The organism is Brevibacillus sp. MS2.2 (assembly GCF_013284345.1).
GTDB classification, from domain to species: domain Bacteria; phylum Bacillota; class Bacilli; order Brevibacillales; family Brevibacillaceae; genus Brevibacillus; species Brevibacillus brevis_C.
Genome location: NZ_JABSUZ010000029.1, coordinates 21,944 through 39,403 on the forward strand (window position 1 = coordinate 21,944; position 17,460 = coordinate 39,403).

Here is a 17,460-nt window from a genome sequence, read left to right on the forward strand (position 1 = left end):
TTTAAGGGTGGCCTGTTGTTTTGAGGAAACTAATCATCCGGGTTTTCATCTGCACTAACTAAGAACAGCCTGCTTCTGAAATCCACTCATAATCGCAAGTAACATCTCTTTATCCATCTGCAATTCGCTTTGACCCACTTTTTGCAGCAGTTTCTTGGTGTTGTCATTCGGGAAAGAAATACTCCGCTTCCAATACGAATGGAACAAGCTCATAGAAGCATTAAAGGCTTTCTCTTCTTCAGATAACAGCTCGGTTGTTTCGAATGGAACAGGAACTAAATTAGGAAAATCCAAGACTTCTTTGATACAATCCACCACTAGCTGTTGGGTCGGTGGAACAGGATTGGTAGCGTGATAGATTTCCTTATGCTCACCATGGGTAAGTGCAGCGAGCAAGACAGAAGAGACATAATCAACGGGGACGAGGTTCGAGTTCACGTCGACATCCACCAAAATTCGGTACTTTTGATTTTCCCAGCCTTCTGCTCGGGACGCTCTTCTTTTCAGAACGCGAAGACCTTTTAGTAATCCATACAAACCAAAATTGGTATCGGCTTCGCCTGTTTTGGAATCACCGATAATGATCGAAGGTCTGACAATGATGGTCTCCATTTTGTCGCTGTAGGAGAAGACGAGGTGCTCTGCCAAGCATTTTGTCTCTTCGTAGTTGTTCACGAAGGAGCGTTCCGGGTTGTACAGCGCTTCTTGTCCTTCTGTTTCAGTGCCGATAGTATAAGCCGTACTCACATAGATAAAGCGGGGGGAGCGAATGGCTTCTGCGAATTGTAATGTATTTTTTGTTCCCTCTACATTTACCTCGTACGTCTGCGGTTTCTGAGCGGGATCGAAGGAAAGGTATGCGGCAATATGGTACATTGCCTCTATTTTTTGGTTGAGCTGTCCCAGATCATTTTCAGAGACGCCCAAGTCTTTTTTCGAAACATCACCTAGCAAAATATGTACCTGTGCCCGGTGCTTTTCGGCAAAGCTATGTAACAAATCGTTTGCCTTTTTTTCATTTCGAGCGAGTAAGTAAAGGGTATGACCCTCGTTTAATAGATCATGGGATAGTTTTTTTCCGAGAAAACCTGTTGCTCCGGTTACAAGGATATTCATATGGTTAACCAGCTCCGTATGTTTGGTAGGTAGGGAGTTGCTGATATATCAATAATTCATTATATGATGAAAAATGTAGCTGTGACGAGTGTGGATGAAACGGTATCGTGAACAACTGAGTAGTTTCAAACAACTGTTTAACAGCCACATGAATAGCCATTTGCCCTAGATTTCCCGGTATTTTTCCTCTGAAAACCAATCGAAAAAACCTCCAGAGCTACTAATGTGTAGCGGAAGGAGGTTTTTCGCTTACAAGTTATGCAATCCAATCGATGGTAGATCCAGATACATGTTGGTTTTCCATTCGCTGTTGCAGGTAAGGATTTTTCTTTTGCTCATCTAATTGCTTGTCGTTAGAAGAACGCTCTACCTGATTAGCCTCTTGAGAATTCTCAAGCTTTTTTTCGATCTCGGCCGTCATCTTCAGCAGCTTGCCGTTTAAGCCCTCGGCTTTCCGCTTCAGTTCTTCTGACCTCGTAAAATCTCCGTCCTTTGATGCAGGTTCCCACGCCTTAGCCTCTAATTCCAAGGTAATCTGAGCGCGTTTAACACTATGTACATTCTTGAGATCGTGGGTTGCCGTTAAAACAGCGTGGAGGGTAGGTGAGGAATGTGGTGAGTCATCTTGTTGGGGGGCGGAATCAGAAGCTTTCTGTTCCCTGCTCTCTTCATCTGTGCCTCTCGCCTTGCGTTGTTCTTCCAACTGAATTTGCTTCATCTGCGTATCGATTTCCTCGATCTGTTTGTCCATCTCATCCAGTCGTTCTTTCATGACTTTCGGGTCTGTCAGTTTTTCAACCGCATCCGCATAATAGTTGTTCCGTCTCTCCAGCATCGCTTGCTTTTGTTCCATGAGGCTTTGCAGCATCTTATTCTTATTGAGGGCGTTGTTCCCATTGCTTAGCTGTAGGCCTTGCTGGCTAATCGTTACATGATCCTGCTTTTTGTTACTGTCGTGCCCCAGTGCTTTCGTCTGTGGGTGATTTCCTGCGCTTCTATACTGGACAGACGAGCTTACGGCGTATCTAGTTGTAACAGACAACATGAATGAGGTTACCTCCTTTCATGAATCGAGTCGTTGGCCAAAACGGCAGCCAATCCGGAATGCGGATTACTGATGTTTGGCTATTATTTGTATCGGATAGTAATTTACCAAATATTACTTATTTAATGCCGTGAAGTTTCAAATAGGTACTAACAGGGAAAATATACTTTGCAGAAATGTCCATATGGAAAAGGTGGACATAGGGATGAATCTGGCCTGATAGGAACGCGCCTTCTGACAACCGGTGAGGCGTTGTTTGCGTTGCAACTCGTTATTTTAATTCACTAGAGAGGAGTCATCACAGATGATTAAGAAAATGATTACTGGTTATAAAGCATCGCTATCTAAGCAGATCCTGTTATTACTCGTCTTGCTTATTGTTGTTCCTTCTGTCGTTCTGAGCCTGACCTTGACACAACTGGCACGCAACCAGTTAGAGCGCGAATTGTTGTCTCAAATCGAATCGGTTACTACGATGATTACACAAGTACTGAATAATTCGTACCAGGATTATTCTGTTACGATCGATAGCTTTGCGGATGTTCAAGTTTCGCCGGGACAAAGTGCGGATACGTATATTTATGATCGCATCCGCAATATAGAGAAAGATATCGACAATGTTTTGGCTGCATTCATGTACTACGACAATCGATACTACAACTCGGCGAAAAAGGAAATTGACCCAACTACCCGTGAATGGTACAAGCAGGCGATACAGCATAAAGGGCAGGTCGTTGTGACGCCACCTTATATCGACGCGATAAGCGGAAGCTACGTGATTACGTTTGCCAAGACGCTCCCGGACGGTAAAGGAGTAGCGGGAATCGACGTTTCTATTGATCACTTAAACGAGCTGGTAAAGACGTACAAGATTGGAGAAAAGGGATATGTGAGCTTGTTCGATCAGAACAACATAACACTGTCGCATCCGCGATTCCCGCAAGGTAAGCCGCTTGAAGACGAGCGCTTCCAAGTGATGCGTGATCAAGCGGAGGGTTCTTTCGAAATGGATGATAACGAGCTTCGTGAGTATTATCATTTCAACAAGCAAAATTCGCTCGGCTTGAACGTCGTTTCCGTAATTGATTGGAGTGAAATCAATCAAAAAACGGGGCCACTGATGCGTACTTCGTTCTTGTTCATCGTTCTTTTGCTTGCCCTCATTGCCCTGTTCGTTTGGATATTTATGAAACGCACGGTGCGACCAATTCTGCAATTAAAGCAACTGACCGACTCGATCGCACAGGGGGATTTGACAGTCCGGTCTATTGAAAGTGGAAGAACGGATGAGATAGGGCAGCTGCAATCCAACTTTAATACGATGTCGCAATCGTTGTCGGATGTCCTGCGTCAAATTACCGATCATTCCGAGCAAATCTCTGCTTCCTCCCAGCACCTGTCTGCGAATTCGGAGGAGAACGTGCAAACGATTGAACAAGTAGCTGCCTCTATGCAAGAAATAGCGTCCATGTCTTCCGATATGAATCAGAGTATAGATATGGTGAAGCAATCGGCGACGCAAGCGCAACAGGAGCTGGATGATGCCATCCGCATTCTGCGTGAGAGCACGGAAATGTCGCAGCTCATTACAGGTCTGGCCAGCACTGGAGAGGAGTCCCTCGGAGCGGCGAGACAACAGGTGAATATGATTGTGGAGCATTCCACTCGTTCAAAAGATGAGATGGAGGAATTAAAACGGGTTGCTGGAGAAATTAGCGGGGTGACGAATTTCATCCAGGATATCGCCTCTCAGACGAATTTGCTTGCGCTGAATGCTGCTGTTGAAGCAGCGCGTGCCGGGCAAGAAGGCCGCGGGTTCGCTGTCGTCGCTGATGAGGTACGCAAGCTGGCTGATCAGACAGGCTCTGCTGCTGAAAAGATCGACAGTCTGATCAGCGACGTTCAGAATCGGGTCCTTCACATGGTTAGACGCACGGAGGAAGGCGTGGATTCTGCTACAGCGGGAAGTGATTTGACACAATCGGTTGAGCAGCGTTTTACGGAGATGTATGAGGCCATTAACCGCATTGACGCGCACCTCGCGCAAGTAGCTCGCGTCAGCCAAGGACTGATGCAATCAAATACATCGATGCTTGTTGCCTTTGGTGAATCGAGCGCCATGAGCCAAGCCACTGCCCAAGAGGTCGACCAAGTCGCAGCAGCCAGTGAAGAACAGAATGCTTCGATGGAGGAAGTGGCGGCTTCGGCAGCGCATCTTGCTAACATTGCGGAAGAGTTGCAGTCTTTGGTACAGCGTTTTAAATTGGAGCGCTAACAGTAGTTGTAGTGATAAAGAGAAAGAAGACCAACATATGTTGGTCTTTTTTTGTCCAAGTTGATCCATATGGTTACCTAAGTAATGTAAGTGTAACTTCTATCGAATTATCAACAAATGATCGATTTGGGCGAGATTTCATGATTACGGTCAGTCCAATTAACGATACGATAAGCGCTTGTGCGGTAGCTTTCGCGTCTATACTCGAATCCAGTTCACCTGTTTGGATACCTCGCTCGATCGTTTCTTGAAAGATAACAGAGAGGTACATTTGGTGTTCCCTTGTCAAAATCTCAAATTTTTCATCATGAGGGGCAAGTTCGACCATGGTATTAATGCAAAAGCATCCTCGGCTGAGACCTTCCGTATATTCCTCGTCGGCTACCTCTTTAAAAAAATGGCGAAATGCCTCTTTTACGGATGGCTGGTTTTGAAGCTTCGTTCGTATTTCGGAAGCACGAGACATCGTGTATCTGCGTAGTGCGGCTTCGAACAATTCTTTTTTGTCACCAAAGGTTGAGTAAATACTGGGGCGCTGGATACCCATACGGGAAGTTAAATCACTTAATGAGGTAGCTTCATACCCCTTCTCCCAAAAGAGCTGCATAGCTGCTTCTAGTACTTTTTCTTCGTCAAATTCGCGTGTTCTTGCCATAAAGAGTTCCTTTCATTACTCATGTATTTGAATCTATGTAACGACCAATATTTTTTGTACTGAATGGTATTTTATATTTTATTGTTTTTCATCTGCTTTGTCAATTTCAGGGCGGTTTATCCTAGTGTAAAAAGAATGGTGTTGACAGAAAAAGAAATGGTGGGATATATTTACTGGGCAAAATAACGTACTGATCGGTATGTTATTTTGCCCGAAACGTAAACTAAAGGAGGTAAGGTGAAATCAGATGGAGGAAGTTATTGAAAAAGTAACGGCCAAAGCCGATAGAAAGGCGGATTCAGTGCAAGGCTCTCCCATGCCTCGCTATGTAACACTATTGTTTGCGGTTGCTTGCGGGATGTCCGTTGCGAATATCTACTTCGCGCAGCCACTACTTGATCGTTTGTCGAGTGAGTTCGGAATTGACTATTCCATCATTGGGCTTCTGATCACCCTTACACAAATCTTTTATGCAGTAGGACTGTTATTGCTTGTGCCACTGGGCGATTTATTGAACCAGCGCCGCTTGATTATCGGTCAGATGTTTTTATCTGTGGTAGCGCTGGTTATCGTAGGGACTGCCTCCACCAGTAAGGTATTATTCGCAGGGATAGCTGCAATAGGATTGCTTGCCGTTGTGACGCAGACGATTGTTGCATTCGCGGCGACAATGGCTGCCCCCGCTGAGCGAGGACGAGTGGTTGGAGTAGTTACAAGTGGAATCGTGATTGGCATACTTCTAGCGCGAACCATTGCAGGAGTTTTAACAGATCTTGCGGGGTGGCGTTCTGTATATCTGGTCTCTGCTGCATTTCTATTGATAATGGTTTGCGTATTATTTCGGGTATTGCCAAATAGAGAGCGGGAGGTAAAACCGCTATCCTATCTCCAGTTGCTTAGGTCGGTACTGATGTTGTTCGCACAAGAACGGCTATTACGTATTCGCTCTGTTCTGGCTATGCTGATTTTTGCTGCTTTTAGTATTTTGTGGACGCCATTGGTACTGCCTCTGAGTGCACCTCCATTATCTTTGTCGCATACGGCAATCGGGGCGTTTGGTCTCGCAGGAGTTGCCGGAGCGTTAGCTGCAGCAAGGGCAGGGAAGCTTGCAGATCGCGGTTACGGACAGAGAACGACGGGCATCGCTTTGAGCCTATTGCTACTTTCGTGGCTGTTAATCAGCTATATAGAACAGTCGTTAGTTGCCTTGGTGATCGGTATCGTTTTGCTTGATTTGGCGGTACAGGCCGTGCATGTTACGAATCAAAGTATGATCTTCACCTTGGGTGCAGAGGCGCGGAGTCGGCTCACGGCCGGGTATATGGTTTTCTATTCGATCGGCTCTTCTGCTGGCTCTATTGCCTCGACCTATACATATGCGCATTTTGGTTGGGAGGGAGTATGCTTGCTCGGAGCCGCAGTCAGTGCTTTGGCTCTGGTGTATTGGGCAGTGACCAGACGCTAGTTTGCAAAGGGATGTGCTAATAGTTCGAAGTGAAGATAAAGGAGAGATTGTCTGTGGAGATCGGGATTACTTCGTTTGTGGAAACGACACCGGATGTTCAGACAGGTGAAGTGATAAGCCACGCACAGCGATTGCGTGAAGTTGTCGAGGAAATTGTCCTCGCTGATCAGGTTGGGCTTGATGTATTTGGCATAGGTGAACATCATCGCAAGGATTATGCTGCTTCTTCTCCAGCAATGGTGCTGTCTGCGGCTGCGCCATTGACAAAAAGGATTCGGCTGACCAGTGCAGTGACAGTGCTTTCTTCGGCTGATCCAGTGCGTGTTTTTCAAGATTTTGCTACACTCGACGGCATTTCAAATGGAAGGGCAGAGATTATGGCGGGACGGGGTTCCTTTATCGAGTCTTTTCCCCTGTTCGGCTATGACTTGAATGACTATGATGAGCTGTTTGAAGAACATTTGGAACTGCTCCTGAAAATACAGGCGTCCGAAAAAGTAACCTGGAGGGGCGGTCATCGTCCAGCTATTCAGAACTTGGGCGTGTATCCACGGCCCGTTCAGAAACCTTTACCCATATGGATTGGCAGCGGAGGTAATCAGGAATCTGTTGTTCGTGCAGGTCTGCTGGGATTGCCGCTGATGCTGGCGATCATTGGTGGAAGTCCGCGGCAGTTTGCGCCACTTGTACAGCTTTACAAGAAGGTGGCCATGCACGCTGGTCATGACGTATCGCGATTAACAGTTGGGTCACATTCACTCGGATTTGTTGCAGAAGATACGGAACGGGCGGCAGATACATTCTTCCCTTCTACCCAAGCAGGAATGAATAAAATCGGAAGGGAGCGGGGCTGGGCGCATTATAACCGTGCTAGCTTCGATGCCGCACGCAGCTTCGAAGGAGCATTGTATGTGGGTGATCCGGAGACGGTTGCTCAAAAGATTATCCACCTTCGCAAACATGTAGGCATGACGCGCTTTATGATGTATGTGCCGATATCCACGATGCCGCATGAACTGGTAATGAGAGCGATTGAGCTCTTAGGAACAGAGGTAGCCCCTCGGGTGCGAGAAGAAATAACCAAGTGGGAAGCAGAGACGCAGCAAGAATCAGCATTTGCTTAATGGAGGGATTTACGTGGATTTTCATCGTCGAGTACTGCCGGAATTAAGGCACACATTAGCAAAATTCCCTGGTTTTCAACTCAAAGAAAATTTGGATTCGAGCAGGGACATGCTGAAAAATCCGCCTATTGTGAAGTCGGAGCACGTCCGTACCACAAGTCGAATGATTCCGGGCGCAGCAGGAGAGATGCTAGTTAAAATATACGAGCCCGTCCAGCGAACAGGTAGTAAACTTCCTGCTATGCTGTGGATTCACGGAGGAGGCTATGTGATGGGGCATCCCGACATGGATGACGTTCTGTGCGAACGTTTTGTACAAGCGGCTAATTGTGTCGTCGTATCGGTTGATTATCGTCTGGCTCCCGAGCATCCTTATCCATCTGCCATCCATGACTGTTACGCCGGTTTAACGTGGATGACAGACGAAGCTGAGTCACTCGGCATCGATTTAGAGAGGGTTGCGATTGCTGGTGCAAGCGGGGGAGGGGGGCTGACCGCAGCACTTGCTTTAATGGCTCGCGACAAAGGCGGACCAGCCCTTATCTTCCAGATGCCGTTGTATCCGATGATCGATAACCGTAATCGTACAGCGTCGAGTTATGAAATTGAGGCGGAAAATGCAACCTGGAACCGGACAAACAATTTGGCTGCTTGGAGCATGTACCTAGGCAAAGATGCCGAGGACAGTCAGGTATCCGCATATGCGGTGCCGTCGAGAGCAGAAAGCTTGGCGGGGCTGCCGCCGACTTATACGTGCGTAGGACAGCTCGATCTGTTCCGAGATGAGACGATCGAATATGTGACGCGCCTTGCGCAAGCGGGTGTAGACGTAGAATTTCATCTGTATCCCGGCTGCTACCACTGCTTTGAAGTATTTGTTCCCGAAGCAGAAGTGAGCCAGCGCGCCAGCCAAAGCTATATAGATGCGATGGCAAGAGCGCTTAATCCTAAATAATCGAGGAGACAAAAAGCACAACAACCGATCGAGAGAGATCTCGGCGATTGTTGTGCTTTCAATCATGTAACCCAGTTTAGAAGAAAATGTTTTTTCAGTAATATATTTTTGGTTATATTTTTCTCGAATATATCGATTTACAAATTGTTTATAAAGTGAATATAATAATTAACGTTAGGAAAATATATTTTACAAATAAACAAACAATTCGGAAGTGAAGCACAACGCAAGGCAGAGGAATAATTTTACTAACCATTAGGAATGCTTTCTATGATCGCTTTCCTAAAATACCGCCAACAGCAGAGAGGAAGAGGAAGCTTACGTGGGAAACAAGGAACTGAAGAGAGGTCTGGAAGCCCGTCATATTCAGATGATTGCTTTGGGCGGTACGATTGGTGTTGGGCTATTTATGGGGTCGGCCAGCACGATTAAGTGGACAGGCCCATCCGTCATGCTAGCTTATGCAATTGTAGGAATTTTTATTTTTTTCATCATGCGTGCAATGGGTGAAATGTTGTATATGGAACCGAGTACGGGTTCATTCGCGACCTTTGGACATAAGTATATCCATCCGTTAGCAGGTTATATGACGGCTTGGAGTAACTGGTTCCAGTGGGTCATTGTCGGGATGGCAGAGATCATTGCCGTCGGGACGTACATGCAGTATTGGTTCCCGGATTTACCGCCTTGGATTCCAGGCATTATTGCGATGGTGATTCTCGGTGCAGCAAACCTGGTTTCGGTAAAATCATTTGGTGAATTTGAGTTTTGGTTTGCCATGATCAAGATTGTAACGATCGTCTTGATGATTATTGCAGGATTTGGATTGATCTTCTTTGGTATTGGAAATGGTGGAAACGCAATCGGATTATCGAATCTGTGGGAGAATGGCGGATTCTTTACAGGCGGTTGGACAGGCTTTTTCTTTGCTCTTTCCTTGGTGATCGGGGCGTATCAAGGTGTCGAGCTCATCGGGATTACAGCAGGGGAAGCAAAAGACCCGAAAAAAACATTAAGAAGTGCGATCCAAAGTATCATTTGGCGCATTTTGATTTTCTATATTGGTGCGATTTTTGTTATTGTAACCGTTTACCCTTGGGATCAATTGCAGGCAATCGGCAGTCCGTTCGTTGCTACTTTTGCGAAAATTGGTATTACCGCAGCGGCAGGTCTCATTAACTTTGTCGTGATTACTGCTGCCATGTCTGGCTGTAATAGCGGGATTTATAGTGCAGGGCGTATGCTGTATACCTTAGGTGTAAATGGCCAAGCCCCGAAAGTTTTTACGAAGCTGTCTTCGAATGGTGTACCGTTGTTAGGTACGATTGGTGTTCTGCTCGGTCTAGGTATTGGCGTTATCTTAAGCTATATCGCTCCAGAAAATCTCTTCGTGTATGTGTACAGTGCGAGTGTACTACCTGGTATGGTTCCGTGGTTTGTCATTTTGATCAGTCAAATCAGATTCCGTAAAGCAAAGGGAGCTGAAATGGACAACCATCCATTTAAAATGCCTTTTGCCCCAGTGACCAACTATTTGACCATTGCTTTTCTCATCACGGTACTCATCGGTATGTGGATCAATGATGAGACACGCGTCTCCCTGATTGCCGGGATTGTCTTCTTGGCGATTGTGGTCATCAGTTTCTTTGCACTAGGAATAAACAAGGCAGTACCGCTGGACGAGCAAGCAAACAAGAAATAGCGAAAGGGACCAACAGTAGTTGGTCTTTTTTTTGTTCATCAAATCGCCTTTGTACGGCATACCTACTTCGTTTATCATTAGGATGACTGGACTGGTTAACCGTCTTCGGCTGCCAATGTCCGGGCTCGTCAATGGGTAGACTAAAGCGGGATACTCATTCATGATCTGAGAAAAAAGGAGCATAAGAATGAAACAACGCAACTATACACCGATTATCGTTATTCTCACCATAGCGATTAACACGCTTATCGCCATCTTGTACTTCATGCCGAAGAACAATGATTTCAGCCATCTCGACCTGACGTTTCTGCCGTTTTTTAATGCGGTCATGAACAGCTTCACCTTTGTATTTTTGATTGCCGCGCTTGTTTCCATCGTGAAGTACAAAAACATTAAGATGCATCGAGGATATATTTTTGCAGCCTTCTCCACAACAGCGCTTTTCTTGGTTTCGTATGTGATCTACCACGGAATGGCACCTAGCACTTCTTTCGGGGGAGAGGGGATTCTGCGTCCGATTTATTACTTCATCTTGATTACACATATTTTGTTGTCGGCGATTATCGTTCCATTTGCGCTGATTACGACTGCACGTGGACTCAACATGAAGGTGGAAAAACATAAAAAAATCGCACGCTGGACGATGCCGATGTGGTTGTATGTCAGTGCGACGGGTGTCATTGTTTACATCATGATTTCTCCGTATTATTAATCAAAAAAAGAGCATTAGCTGCTATAGCTAACGCTCTTTTTTTATGGACGAAGCCTTTATATTTTCGATTCACGTTTCTTAAACCAGCGTTTGGGCAGGAAATAAATAAGCCCAGACACGACAAGAAAAGCCGTTAAGATGGAGATAATCTCTAACACAGTCACATAGTTAAGATCTTCCCATTCGCCCACATGCAATCCGTAGAAGAAATCTAAAATGGGATCTTGTTTCAAGGCAGTGATATGCCCTTCAGAAGAAACAGTCAGCCGCAGAATCGGATCTCTGTTGACGTACACTTTGAAAGAGTCACCTGATTTTGCGATCGATCTGATTTCATCCCAAGAATATTCCCCCGTTTCTACTAACTTCTCCCCCACATAGGCAATGGTTAGCTTTTCTGATTGGGCAGGTACCTCGATCATTGTGGTTTTCAAGTCTGTGGCTTTTTCCTGATACCAAGGGACATTTAACAGGAGAAAACCAGTAATGGCCCACATCAGCAAGAAAAGGCTAACGATGAGTCCGATGTAGCGGTGGAAGTTACGGTTCCACTTCTTAAATAGCATGCAGGGTTACTCCTCTCGATGACGTTCTAGATGATTATATAAACTTCGTTGATAAAAGGAGATGGCTCAGATTAGCTATTTTCCTTGAACAATTCGTGAAAACGGGGCGTAGTGCATCTACCAATCCCATTGGCTTTGTTTGATTCCGAGATTTACGGCGAGTATGGAAGCAATCGGTTGCTTGATGGGGGCAAGTGAATTTGCCGTGCAACTGGACTCTGGCTGATAATTCAATTCTTGTGCTTTTTGAATATCGGCCTCGGCTAGATTGTTGGTTTTGTTTGCTTGCTCATAACAGGGAGGTGAAATATACGTCTTGTTCGTATGCTCCAATATGATTCGTGTATCGGGTGAGGGGCCTGCCTCAACAGGAATGGAAAGCACGCCTGCTACTACGATTACAGCACCAATGCCAATAAGAAGTCCTCGCTTCATCCTATTCACTCCATCTATTTAGTAAAGGATTGTCCAAATAAGCCGATTTATTGTAACACCTTATCTCCAAGTCAGTAATGGCTCAATGTAGCTATTTACATAAAAACCACCGCCTCCAATCTGGGGCGGTGGTTCGTTTATCTATGAAGAGATCTCTTTGCCGTTTTCGTCGACACCCAGAGCTTGTCGTGCCATGATCTTGAATTCTTCCAGCCCTGATTTCAACGCGAAGGTGGCAAGAATGACGGGATACACGGATGTCATTTCTACGATATGCTCATGCATACGCGGCCATACATTGCCTCCTGCTTTTTCGTAGCGTTTGATGAAGTCAGCCAAACCAGAATCGCCAAACAACATGTAAAAGACCGTAAAGTCCGTCGCCGGATCAGCTACCTCGGCCTCCGTCCAATCGAGGAGCCCCGTTACCTTGCCGTTTTCAGCAACCAGGATATGCCCCGGATGGAGGTCACCATGCACAAGAGCAGAGTGAGCAGGCCAGAATGTATCATCCGCAAGCCATTCTTGCCAACGATCCCATAGCGCCCCGGAAACGCCAAAGACGCGTTTGACTTCATTCATCTTTTCTCGAAGGCTTGCTCGTGCTTCGTTAGGCTGTTTGACGCGGATACCAGCATCTCGAGCAAGATCATGATGAATACCATGTAATTCCACCAATGCTTCCACCCATGTTTGGATGCACAATTCAGGTAGAGATTCAGGATTCAAATACCACTCATAATTTTTTGTTTCCATATTGATCGTCGCCATCGGTGTGCCACCCAGGATCGGATAAGCGATGAATTCAGAGGTGTGAACCTGCCAATCCGGTACTTCGACACGTAGATGTTTGGCAACGAGGTCTAACACCTTTTTCTCATAACGAGCTGTCTCCACGACATCGGTTCGTCGCGGTTGGCGTAATACCCATGGAACACCGTCTATCGTACTTGCAAAAATCGCAAGGAAGTCTAAGCCGGATGCATTCACCTTCACGGTAGTTGGGTCTACAAGGATTCCGTTATTTTTCGCGAGTGCAAGCATGTGCTCTACATTGTTTTTTGACATAACAAAAACACCTCATTTATGAATAGTTAAAATCAATCAAACACAAATAAACTCATCCCATTCCTTTTTTGAAAATGGTTGAGCCTACATGGGATCTTGTCGATTTTAACGAAGTCTCATGAATGCGATGCCCATTGCGATGTCCATCATCGTAACCTCCTATAATTGAAAACAAAGATAGTGTACCATGGAATCTAACGAATAGCGACGAGGAGATTAGCGATGATGAAATTGATTTCTTGGAATGTAAATGGACTTCGCGCATGCGTGAACAAAGGGTTTTATGAGTACTTCAAAGAAGTGAATGCCGATATTTTTTGCTTGCAGGAAACGAAGCTGCAAGAAGGTCAAATCGAGATGGAGATCGGCGAGGAGTACCATCAATATTGGAACTACGCAGAGAAAAAAGGCTATTCCGGGACGGCTGTTTTTACAAAAATGGAACCACTATCTGTGCGTTACGGCTTGGAAGAAGACCATGAGCCTGAGGGACGAATCATTACGCTGGAGTTTCAGGATTTCTACCTGGTCACCGTATACACCCCGAATGCGAAGCGTGATCTGTCGAGATTGGATTATCGGCTGGAATGGGAGGAGCGGTTTCGGAGCTACTTGTTGCAGCTAGATGCGAAGAAGCCCGTGGTGGTTTGTGGGGATCTGAATGTCGCCCATCAAGAGATAGATTTGAAAAATGCGAAGTCGAATCGCAATAATTCCGGCTTTACTCCTGAAGAGCGTGAGAAGATGACGAGATTGCTGGCAGCCGGGTTTGTGGATACCTATCGATATTTTTATCCGGATCAGACAGATGCTTATACATGGTGGTCTTTTATGCCGAAAGTAAGAGAACGAAATATCGGATGGCGTATTGATTATTTTCTCGTGTCTGAGAGACTGGCTCCATCGTTGGTCGGGGCGGGAATTGACTCACAGGTGATGGGAAGCGATCATTGTCCGGTCGTGTTGGAGCTGGGGACCATCGAATAAACAGTGGGAGCCAGGGAAGGATATGAGTGAGTATGCTATGCCTGTAGTCAGCAATTGTGAGGGTGAGAGACCTGAAATAGCAAAACTGCCTATAATCAAACAATTAAGACGAAATTGGATATAAGCGAACGTTGATGTGGAGGAGCGGAGTTTCGTACAATGAAAACGTATGACTTCTAATGAAGAGGGGATAGGATATTGCTAACCATGAATTTGTTACTAATTGCTTTTCTGATTGTTGCTACTGCTTTTTTTGTGGCAACGGAATTCGCAATTGTAAAGCTTCGCCCAAGCCGTGTAGACCAACTGGTCATGGAAGGGAGAAAGAATGCTCTTGCTGTTCAGAAAGTAGTTAGTAACCTGGATGGATATTTGTCAGCGTGTCAGTTGGGGATTACGTTGACAGCCATTGGCTTGGGGGTATTGGGGAAACCGACGATTGAAAGTATCATTAGCCCTTTTCTTACGCCGTATTTACCCGAACAAGTCGTTGCAGTTCTGTCGTTTGTGATTGCATACTCGCTCGTTACGTTTCTACATGTGGTTGTCGGGGAGCTGGCACCGAAAACAGTGGCGATCCAAAAGGCAGAAGCGGTTAGCTTACTGTGTGCGAAACCTATTATTTGGTTCTATAAATTGATGTACCCTGCAATCTGGGTGCTGAATGGCTCTGCTGCTCTCCTCGTGCGTTCATTCGGTATGAAACCGACCAAGGAGCACGAAGAAAGTCACTCAGAAGAAGAGCTGCGAATCATTCTGACGGAAAGCTATGAGAGCGGCAAAATTAATCAGTCTGAGTATGGATATGTAAGCAATATCTTTGCTTTTGATGAGATGCTTGCACGCGAGATTATGGTTCCGCGAACAGATATGAGCTGCTTGCACAAGGAATATACCCTTGAGGAAAACCTTCGAATCATGAAAGAAGAGCAATACACCCGTTTCCCGGTTATTTCGCAAAACAAAGATCATATTATCGGGATGATTAACACGAAAGAGTTTTTTCTGAATTATGCCGATGATCCGAATTTGGACATTTCCAAGCTCATCCGACCGTTTTTGACGGTTTCAGAAGCTACTCCTGTAAAAGACCTTTTGAAAAAAATGCAGAAACAAAGAACGCATATCGCTATCCTGATCGACGAGTATGGCGGTACCTCCGGAATGGTTACGATCGAAGATATTTTGGAGGAAATTGTAGGAGAGATTCGTGATGAGTTCGATGCGGAGGAAAAAGCCGAAATCGAAATCGTGGAAGAGAATAGCCATGTGATTGTAGACGGAAAGGTACTGCTCTCCGAGGTTAACGATTTGCTTAACGCCAATATTAATGAAGAAGAGCTCGATACCATCGGGGGCTGGCTATACAGTCAAAATCCGACACTCAAAGAAGGTATCCAATGGCAATACGTTGATCTTGTCTTTACGATCAGAAAGAAAGACAAGCATCGCATAAGGAAAATTGAAATTCAAAAAGCAGCAGAAGTTCCAACTCGTGAGCTGCAGGATGTAACGTAATCAAAAGATGGGGAATTCCCCATCTTTTTTTATATGACAGAAGGTAAGGAAGCTCTTAGTAGGCAGGATTATATATAAACAATGTTGTAAGTAGGCTTCGTTACGCCGTTCGCGTACTGCTTCATGTCCACTAACTCGAGTTTGAGACGTGGCTTCACACTTCCAAATAACGGGATACCTTCACCGACCATCACCGGATTCACTTTCAGCACTAATTGATCAATCAGTTGATGTGCCAGTAACGCTCCTGCCAATTCACCGCCCCCACATAGCCATAGCTTGCCGTTTTCTTGCTGTTTGAGATTTTTAATAAATTCGATGGCATCGCCTTTGACCAGCTCGACTTCCGCATTGGATTCAAACTGCATGGAGTTTGAGAAAATATAATGCTTGATTCCCTTATAGCCTGGTTCGCCCGGCTTGGCCCCGAATTTAAACCCAAACTCGTAGGTTTTGGCGCCCATCAACACGGCATCATATTCCTGAATTTCAGATAAAAAGTCCGGTACATGTTCTCCCTCAAATAAAAAGAGAGTGTTTTCAATATTTCCATCCATGATTCCTTGATCGGCAATGAAATTGTCTAACGATACAGCAACATGATAGATTAATGAGGCCATTTGGAAATCCCTCCTCTTTTCTCCATTCCATTTTATGTGAAACGCTATAGGGCTTGCACGCATTTTTATTCTGATCATGAATACAACGGTTACGTCGGAGGATATAGCTGAATCCGTCGAGTCACTCCTTGCAAAAAATAAGGAAGGGGCACCCTGATAGGTGTCCCTCTACTTCGTATTTTCAGTTTGTCCCCAACAGTTCTTTTAAGGTGGCATCAATAAACGCGGTATCGGCAGGGTTTAGTCCAAACCCAGCCAAGTGTCCCCAGATTGATTCAATCGGTTTAAAGGTAGCGTTAGGGATGTGCTTGGTCTCATATTCACTGTCTTCTGGCGTGAAATACAAATCAGTCCGTACAGGCATCACAACCGTTCGTGCCTGGATGCTTCGTAACGCCGCCTCAAAGTCTCCCTTGTATTTATCATTTTGGCTAATGTCGGCATGCTGCCACGTCCACATCATCGCCAGCAAATCATTGGCATCCGAATGAACAAAGCTCTCCTCCCAAAATCCCGAGATAAATTCGGAAAGTGTCTCATAGCCCAAAGCTTTATAGCATTCCTCGCGATAAAATGGCTGTGAAAACCCCCAACTCGCATAAACGCGTCCCAAGGTACGCAAGCCAACCTCGGGAGATGCTGTATACAGCCCGTTATTCCAAGCTACATCGGCCTGCAATGCTGCTCGAATCCCTTCGATCAAGACGATGTTATGCGGCCATGTTTTTGCGGTTCCGGCAAAAGGAGCCAATCGTTCAACCATATCTGGGTAGCTCGCTGCCCAATGAAAAGCCTGGATGGCCCCCATCGACCAGCCGGTTGCCAGCGCAATTTTTTTGATGCCAAACCTCTCCGTAATGAGTCGATGCTGAAGTACGACATTATCGTAGATCGTAACGTGTGGAAAATGGGCCTGATCATACGGGCTGGCTGTATTGCTCGGGGAGGACGATAGCCCGTTGCCGAACATGTTGGGAATGATGATAAAATATTGTTTCGGATTCAAAGCCTTATCCTCCCCGATGAGCCATTCGTTTTGGTAATGCTGGTCTCCAAACGATGTAGGAAATATAATGACGTTATCCTTGGCTGCGTTGAGCGTGCCATACGTTTTGTAAGCAATAAATGCATGTGGCAGTGTCACTCCTGACTGCAAGCGAACATCTCCCAAGTGAAAAATGTCGTAATCCATCTCGCATTGCTCCTTTGTAAGCATG

Annotated in this window: 16 protein-coding genes; 8 read left to right on the forward strand and 8 right to left on the reverse strand. The window is 45.6% G+C overall.

From position 1 onward, the window contains the following. Positions 1 to 54 precede the first annotated feature (54 nt). Entirely contained in the window at positions 55 to 1,116 is a 1,062-nt protein-coding gene (locus HP568_RS21950) for an SDR family oxidoreductase (RefSeq protein ID WP_173630217.1), read from the reverse strand. Between the two features lie 256 nt (positions 1,117 to 1,372). Beyond that, positions 1,373 to 2,161, reverse strand: coding sequence for a hypothetical protein (locus HP568_RS21955; protein ID WP_173630218.1), 789 nt, complete (start codon positions 2,159 to 2,161; stop codon positions 1,373 to 1,375). 304 nt (positions 2,162 to 2,465) lie between these two features. Between HP568_RS21955 and HP568_RS21960 the strand changes: the two genes are divergently transcribed. Then, entirely contained in the window at positions 2,466 to 4,436 is a 1,971-nt protein-coding gene (locus tag HP568_RS21960; protein ID WP_173630219.1) for a methyl-accepting chemotaxis protein, read from the forward strand. A gap of 73 nt (positions 4,437 to 4,509) precedes the next feature. Here HP568_RS21960 and HP568_RS21965 read toward each other — a convergent pair whose 3' ends face one another. After that, positions 4,510 to 5,091, reverse strand: coding sequence for a TetR/AcrR family transcriptional regulator (locus HP568_RS21965; RefSeq protein ID WP_048036042.1), 582 nt, complete (start codon positions 5,089 to 5,091; stop codon positions 4,510 to 4,512). Between the two features lie 247 nt (positions 5,092 to 5,338). On the opposite strand from HP568_RS21965, the gene HP568_RS21970 reads away from it, so the two are divergent. The 5 genes from HP568_RS21970 (at position 5,339) to HP568_RS21990 (ending at position 11,049) form a co-directional block, all read left to right on the forward strand. Next, the gene (locus HP568_RS21970; protein ID WP_173630220.1) at positions 5,339 to 6,556 is read left to right on the forward strand and encodes an MFS transporter; all 1,218 of its coding nucleotides are present in this window, start codon (positions 5,339 to 5,341) and stop codon (positions 6,554 to 6,556) included. A gap of 53 nt (positions 6,557 to 6,609) precedes the next feature. Continuing rightward, a complete protein-coding gene (locus HP568_RS21975; protein ID WP_173630253.1) occupies positions 6,610 to 7,680 on the forward strand; it encodes an LLM class flavin-dependent oxidoreductase in 1,071 nt (356 codons plus the stop codon). Positions 7,681 to 7,693: 13 nt separating this feature from the next. Continuing rightward, entirely contained in the window at positions 7,694 to 8,635 is a 942-nt protein-coding gene (locus tag HP568_RS21980) for an alpha/beta hydrolase (protein ID WP_173630221.1), read from the forward strand. Positions 8,636 to 8,957: 322 nt separating this feature from the next. Then, positions 8,958 to 10,337: an amino acid permease gene (locus HP568_RS21985; protein WP_173630222.1), complete on the forward strand. Its 1,380-nt coding sequence runs from the start codon at positions 8,958 to 8,960 to the stop codon at positions 10,335 to 10,337. 187 nt (positions 10,338 to 10,524) lie between these two features. Then, on the forward strand, positions 10,525 to 11,049 hold the full coding sequence (locus HP568_RS21990; protein ID WP_048036047.1) for a DUF420 domain-containing protein: 525 nt from the start codon (positions 10,525 to 10,527) through the stop codon (positions 11,047 to 11,049). Between the two features lie 56 nt (positions 11,050 to 11,105). Here HP568_RS21990 and HP568_RS21995 read toward each other — a convergent pair whose 3' ends face one another. The 3 genes from HP568_RS21995 to mphJ form a co-directional block, all read right to left on the reverse strand. Next, positions 11,106 to 11,615 carry a PepSY-associated TM helix domain-containing protein gene (locus HP568_RS21995; protein ID WP_056491653.1) on the reverse strand — a complete coding sequence of 170 codons (510 nt, stop codon included), beginning with the start codon at positions 11,613 to 11,615 and terminating at the stop codon, positions 11,106 to 11,108. Between the two features lie 117 nt (positions 11,616 to 11,732). Next, complete coding sequence (locus HP568_RS22000; RefSeq protein ID WP_048036049.1) at positions 11,733 to 12,050, reverse strand: hypothetical protein; 318 nt, start codon at positions 12,048 to 12,050, stop codon at positions 11,733 to 11,735. A gap of 141 nt (positions 12,051 to 12,191) precedes the next feature. Next, positions 12,192 to 13,118 carry a macrolide 2'-phosphotransferase MphJ gene (mphJ, locus tag HP568_RS22005; RefSeq protein WP_173630223.1) on the reverse strand — a complete coding sequence of 309 codons (927 nt, stop codon included), beginning with the start codon at positions 13,116 to 13,118 and terminating at the stop codon, positions 12,192 to 12,194. A gap of 225 nt (positions 13,119 to 13,343) precedes the next feature. Here mphJ and HP568_RS22010 point away from each other — a divergent pair, with 225 nt between their 5' ends. Together HP568_RS22010 and HP568_RS22015 are read left to right on the forward strand one after the other, a co-directional pair. Further along, entirely contained in the window at positions 13,344 to 14,105 is a 762-nt protein-coding gene (locus HP568_RS22010) for an exodeoxyribonuclease III (RefSeq protein ID WP_173630254.1), read from the forward strand. A 198-nt stretch (positions 14,106 to 14,303) separates the two neighbouring features. Then, positions 14,304 to 15,623 carry a hemolysin family protein gene (locus HP568_RS22015; protein WP_082196066.1) on the forward strand — a complete coding sequence of 440 codons (1,320 nt, stop codon included), beginning with the start codon at positions 14,304 to 14,306 and terminating at the stop codon, positions 15,621 to 15,623. A 68-nt stretch (positions 15,624 to 15,691) separates the two neighbouring features. On the opposite strand, the gene HP568_RS22020 is transcribed toward HP568_RS22015, so the two are convergent. Both HP568_RS22020 and HP568_RS22025 read right to left on the reverse strand, forming a co-directional pair. Further along, entirely contained in the window at positions 15,692 to 16,243 is a 552-nt protein-coding gene (locus HP568_RS22020; RefSeq protein WP_048036052.1) for a dihydrofolate reductase family protein, read from the reverse strand. A 181-nt stretch (positions 16,244 to 16,424) separates the two neighbouring features. Further along, positions 16,425 to 17,435: an alpha/beta fold hydrolase gene (locus HP568_RS22025; protein WP_173630224.1), complete on the reverse strand. Its 1,011-nt coding sequence runs from the start codon at positions 17,433 to 17,435 to the stop codon at positions 16,425 to 16,427. Positions 17,436 to 17,460 lie beyond the last annotated feature (25 nt).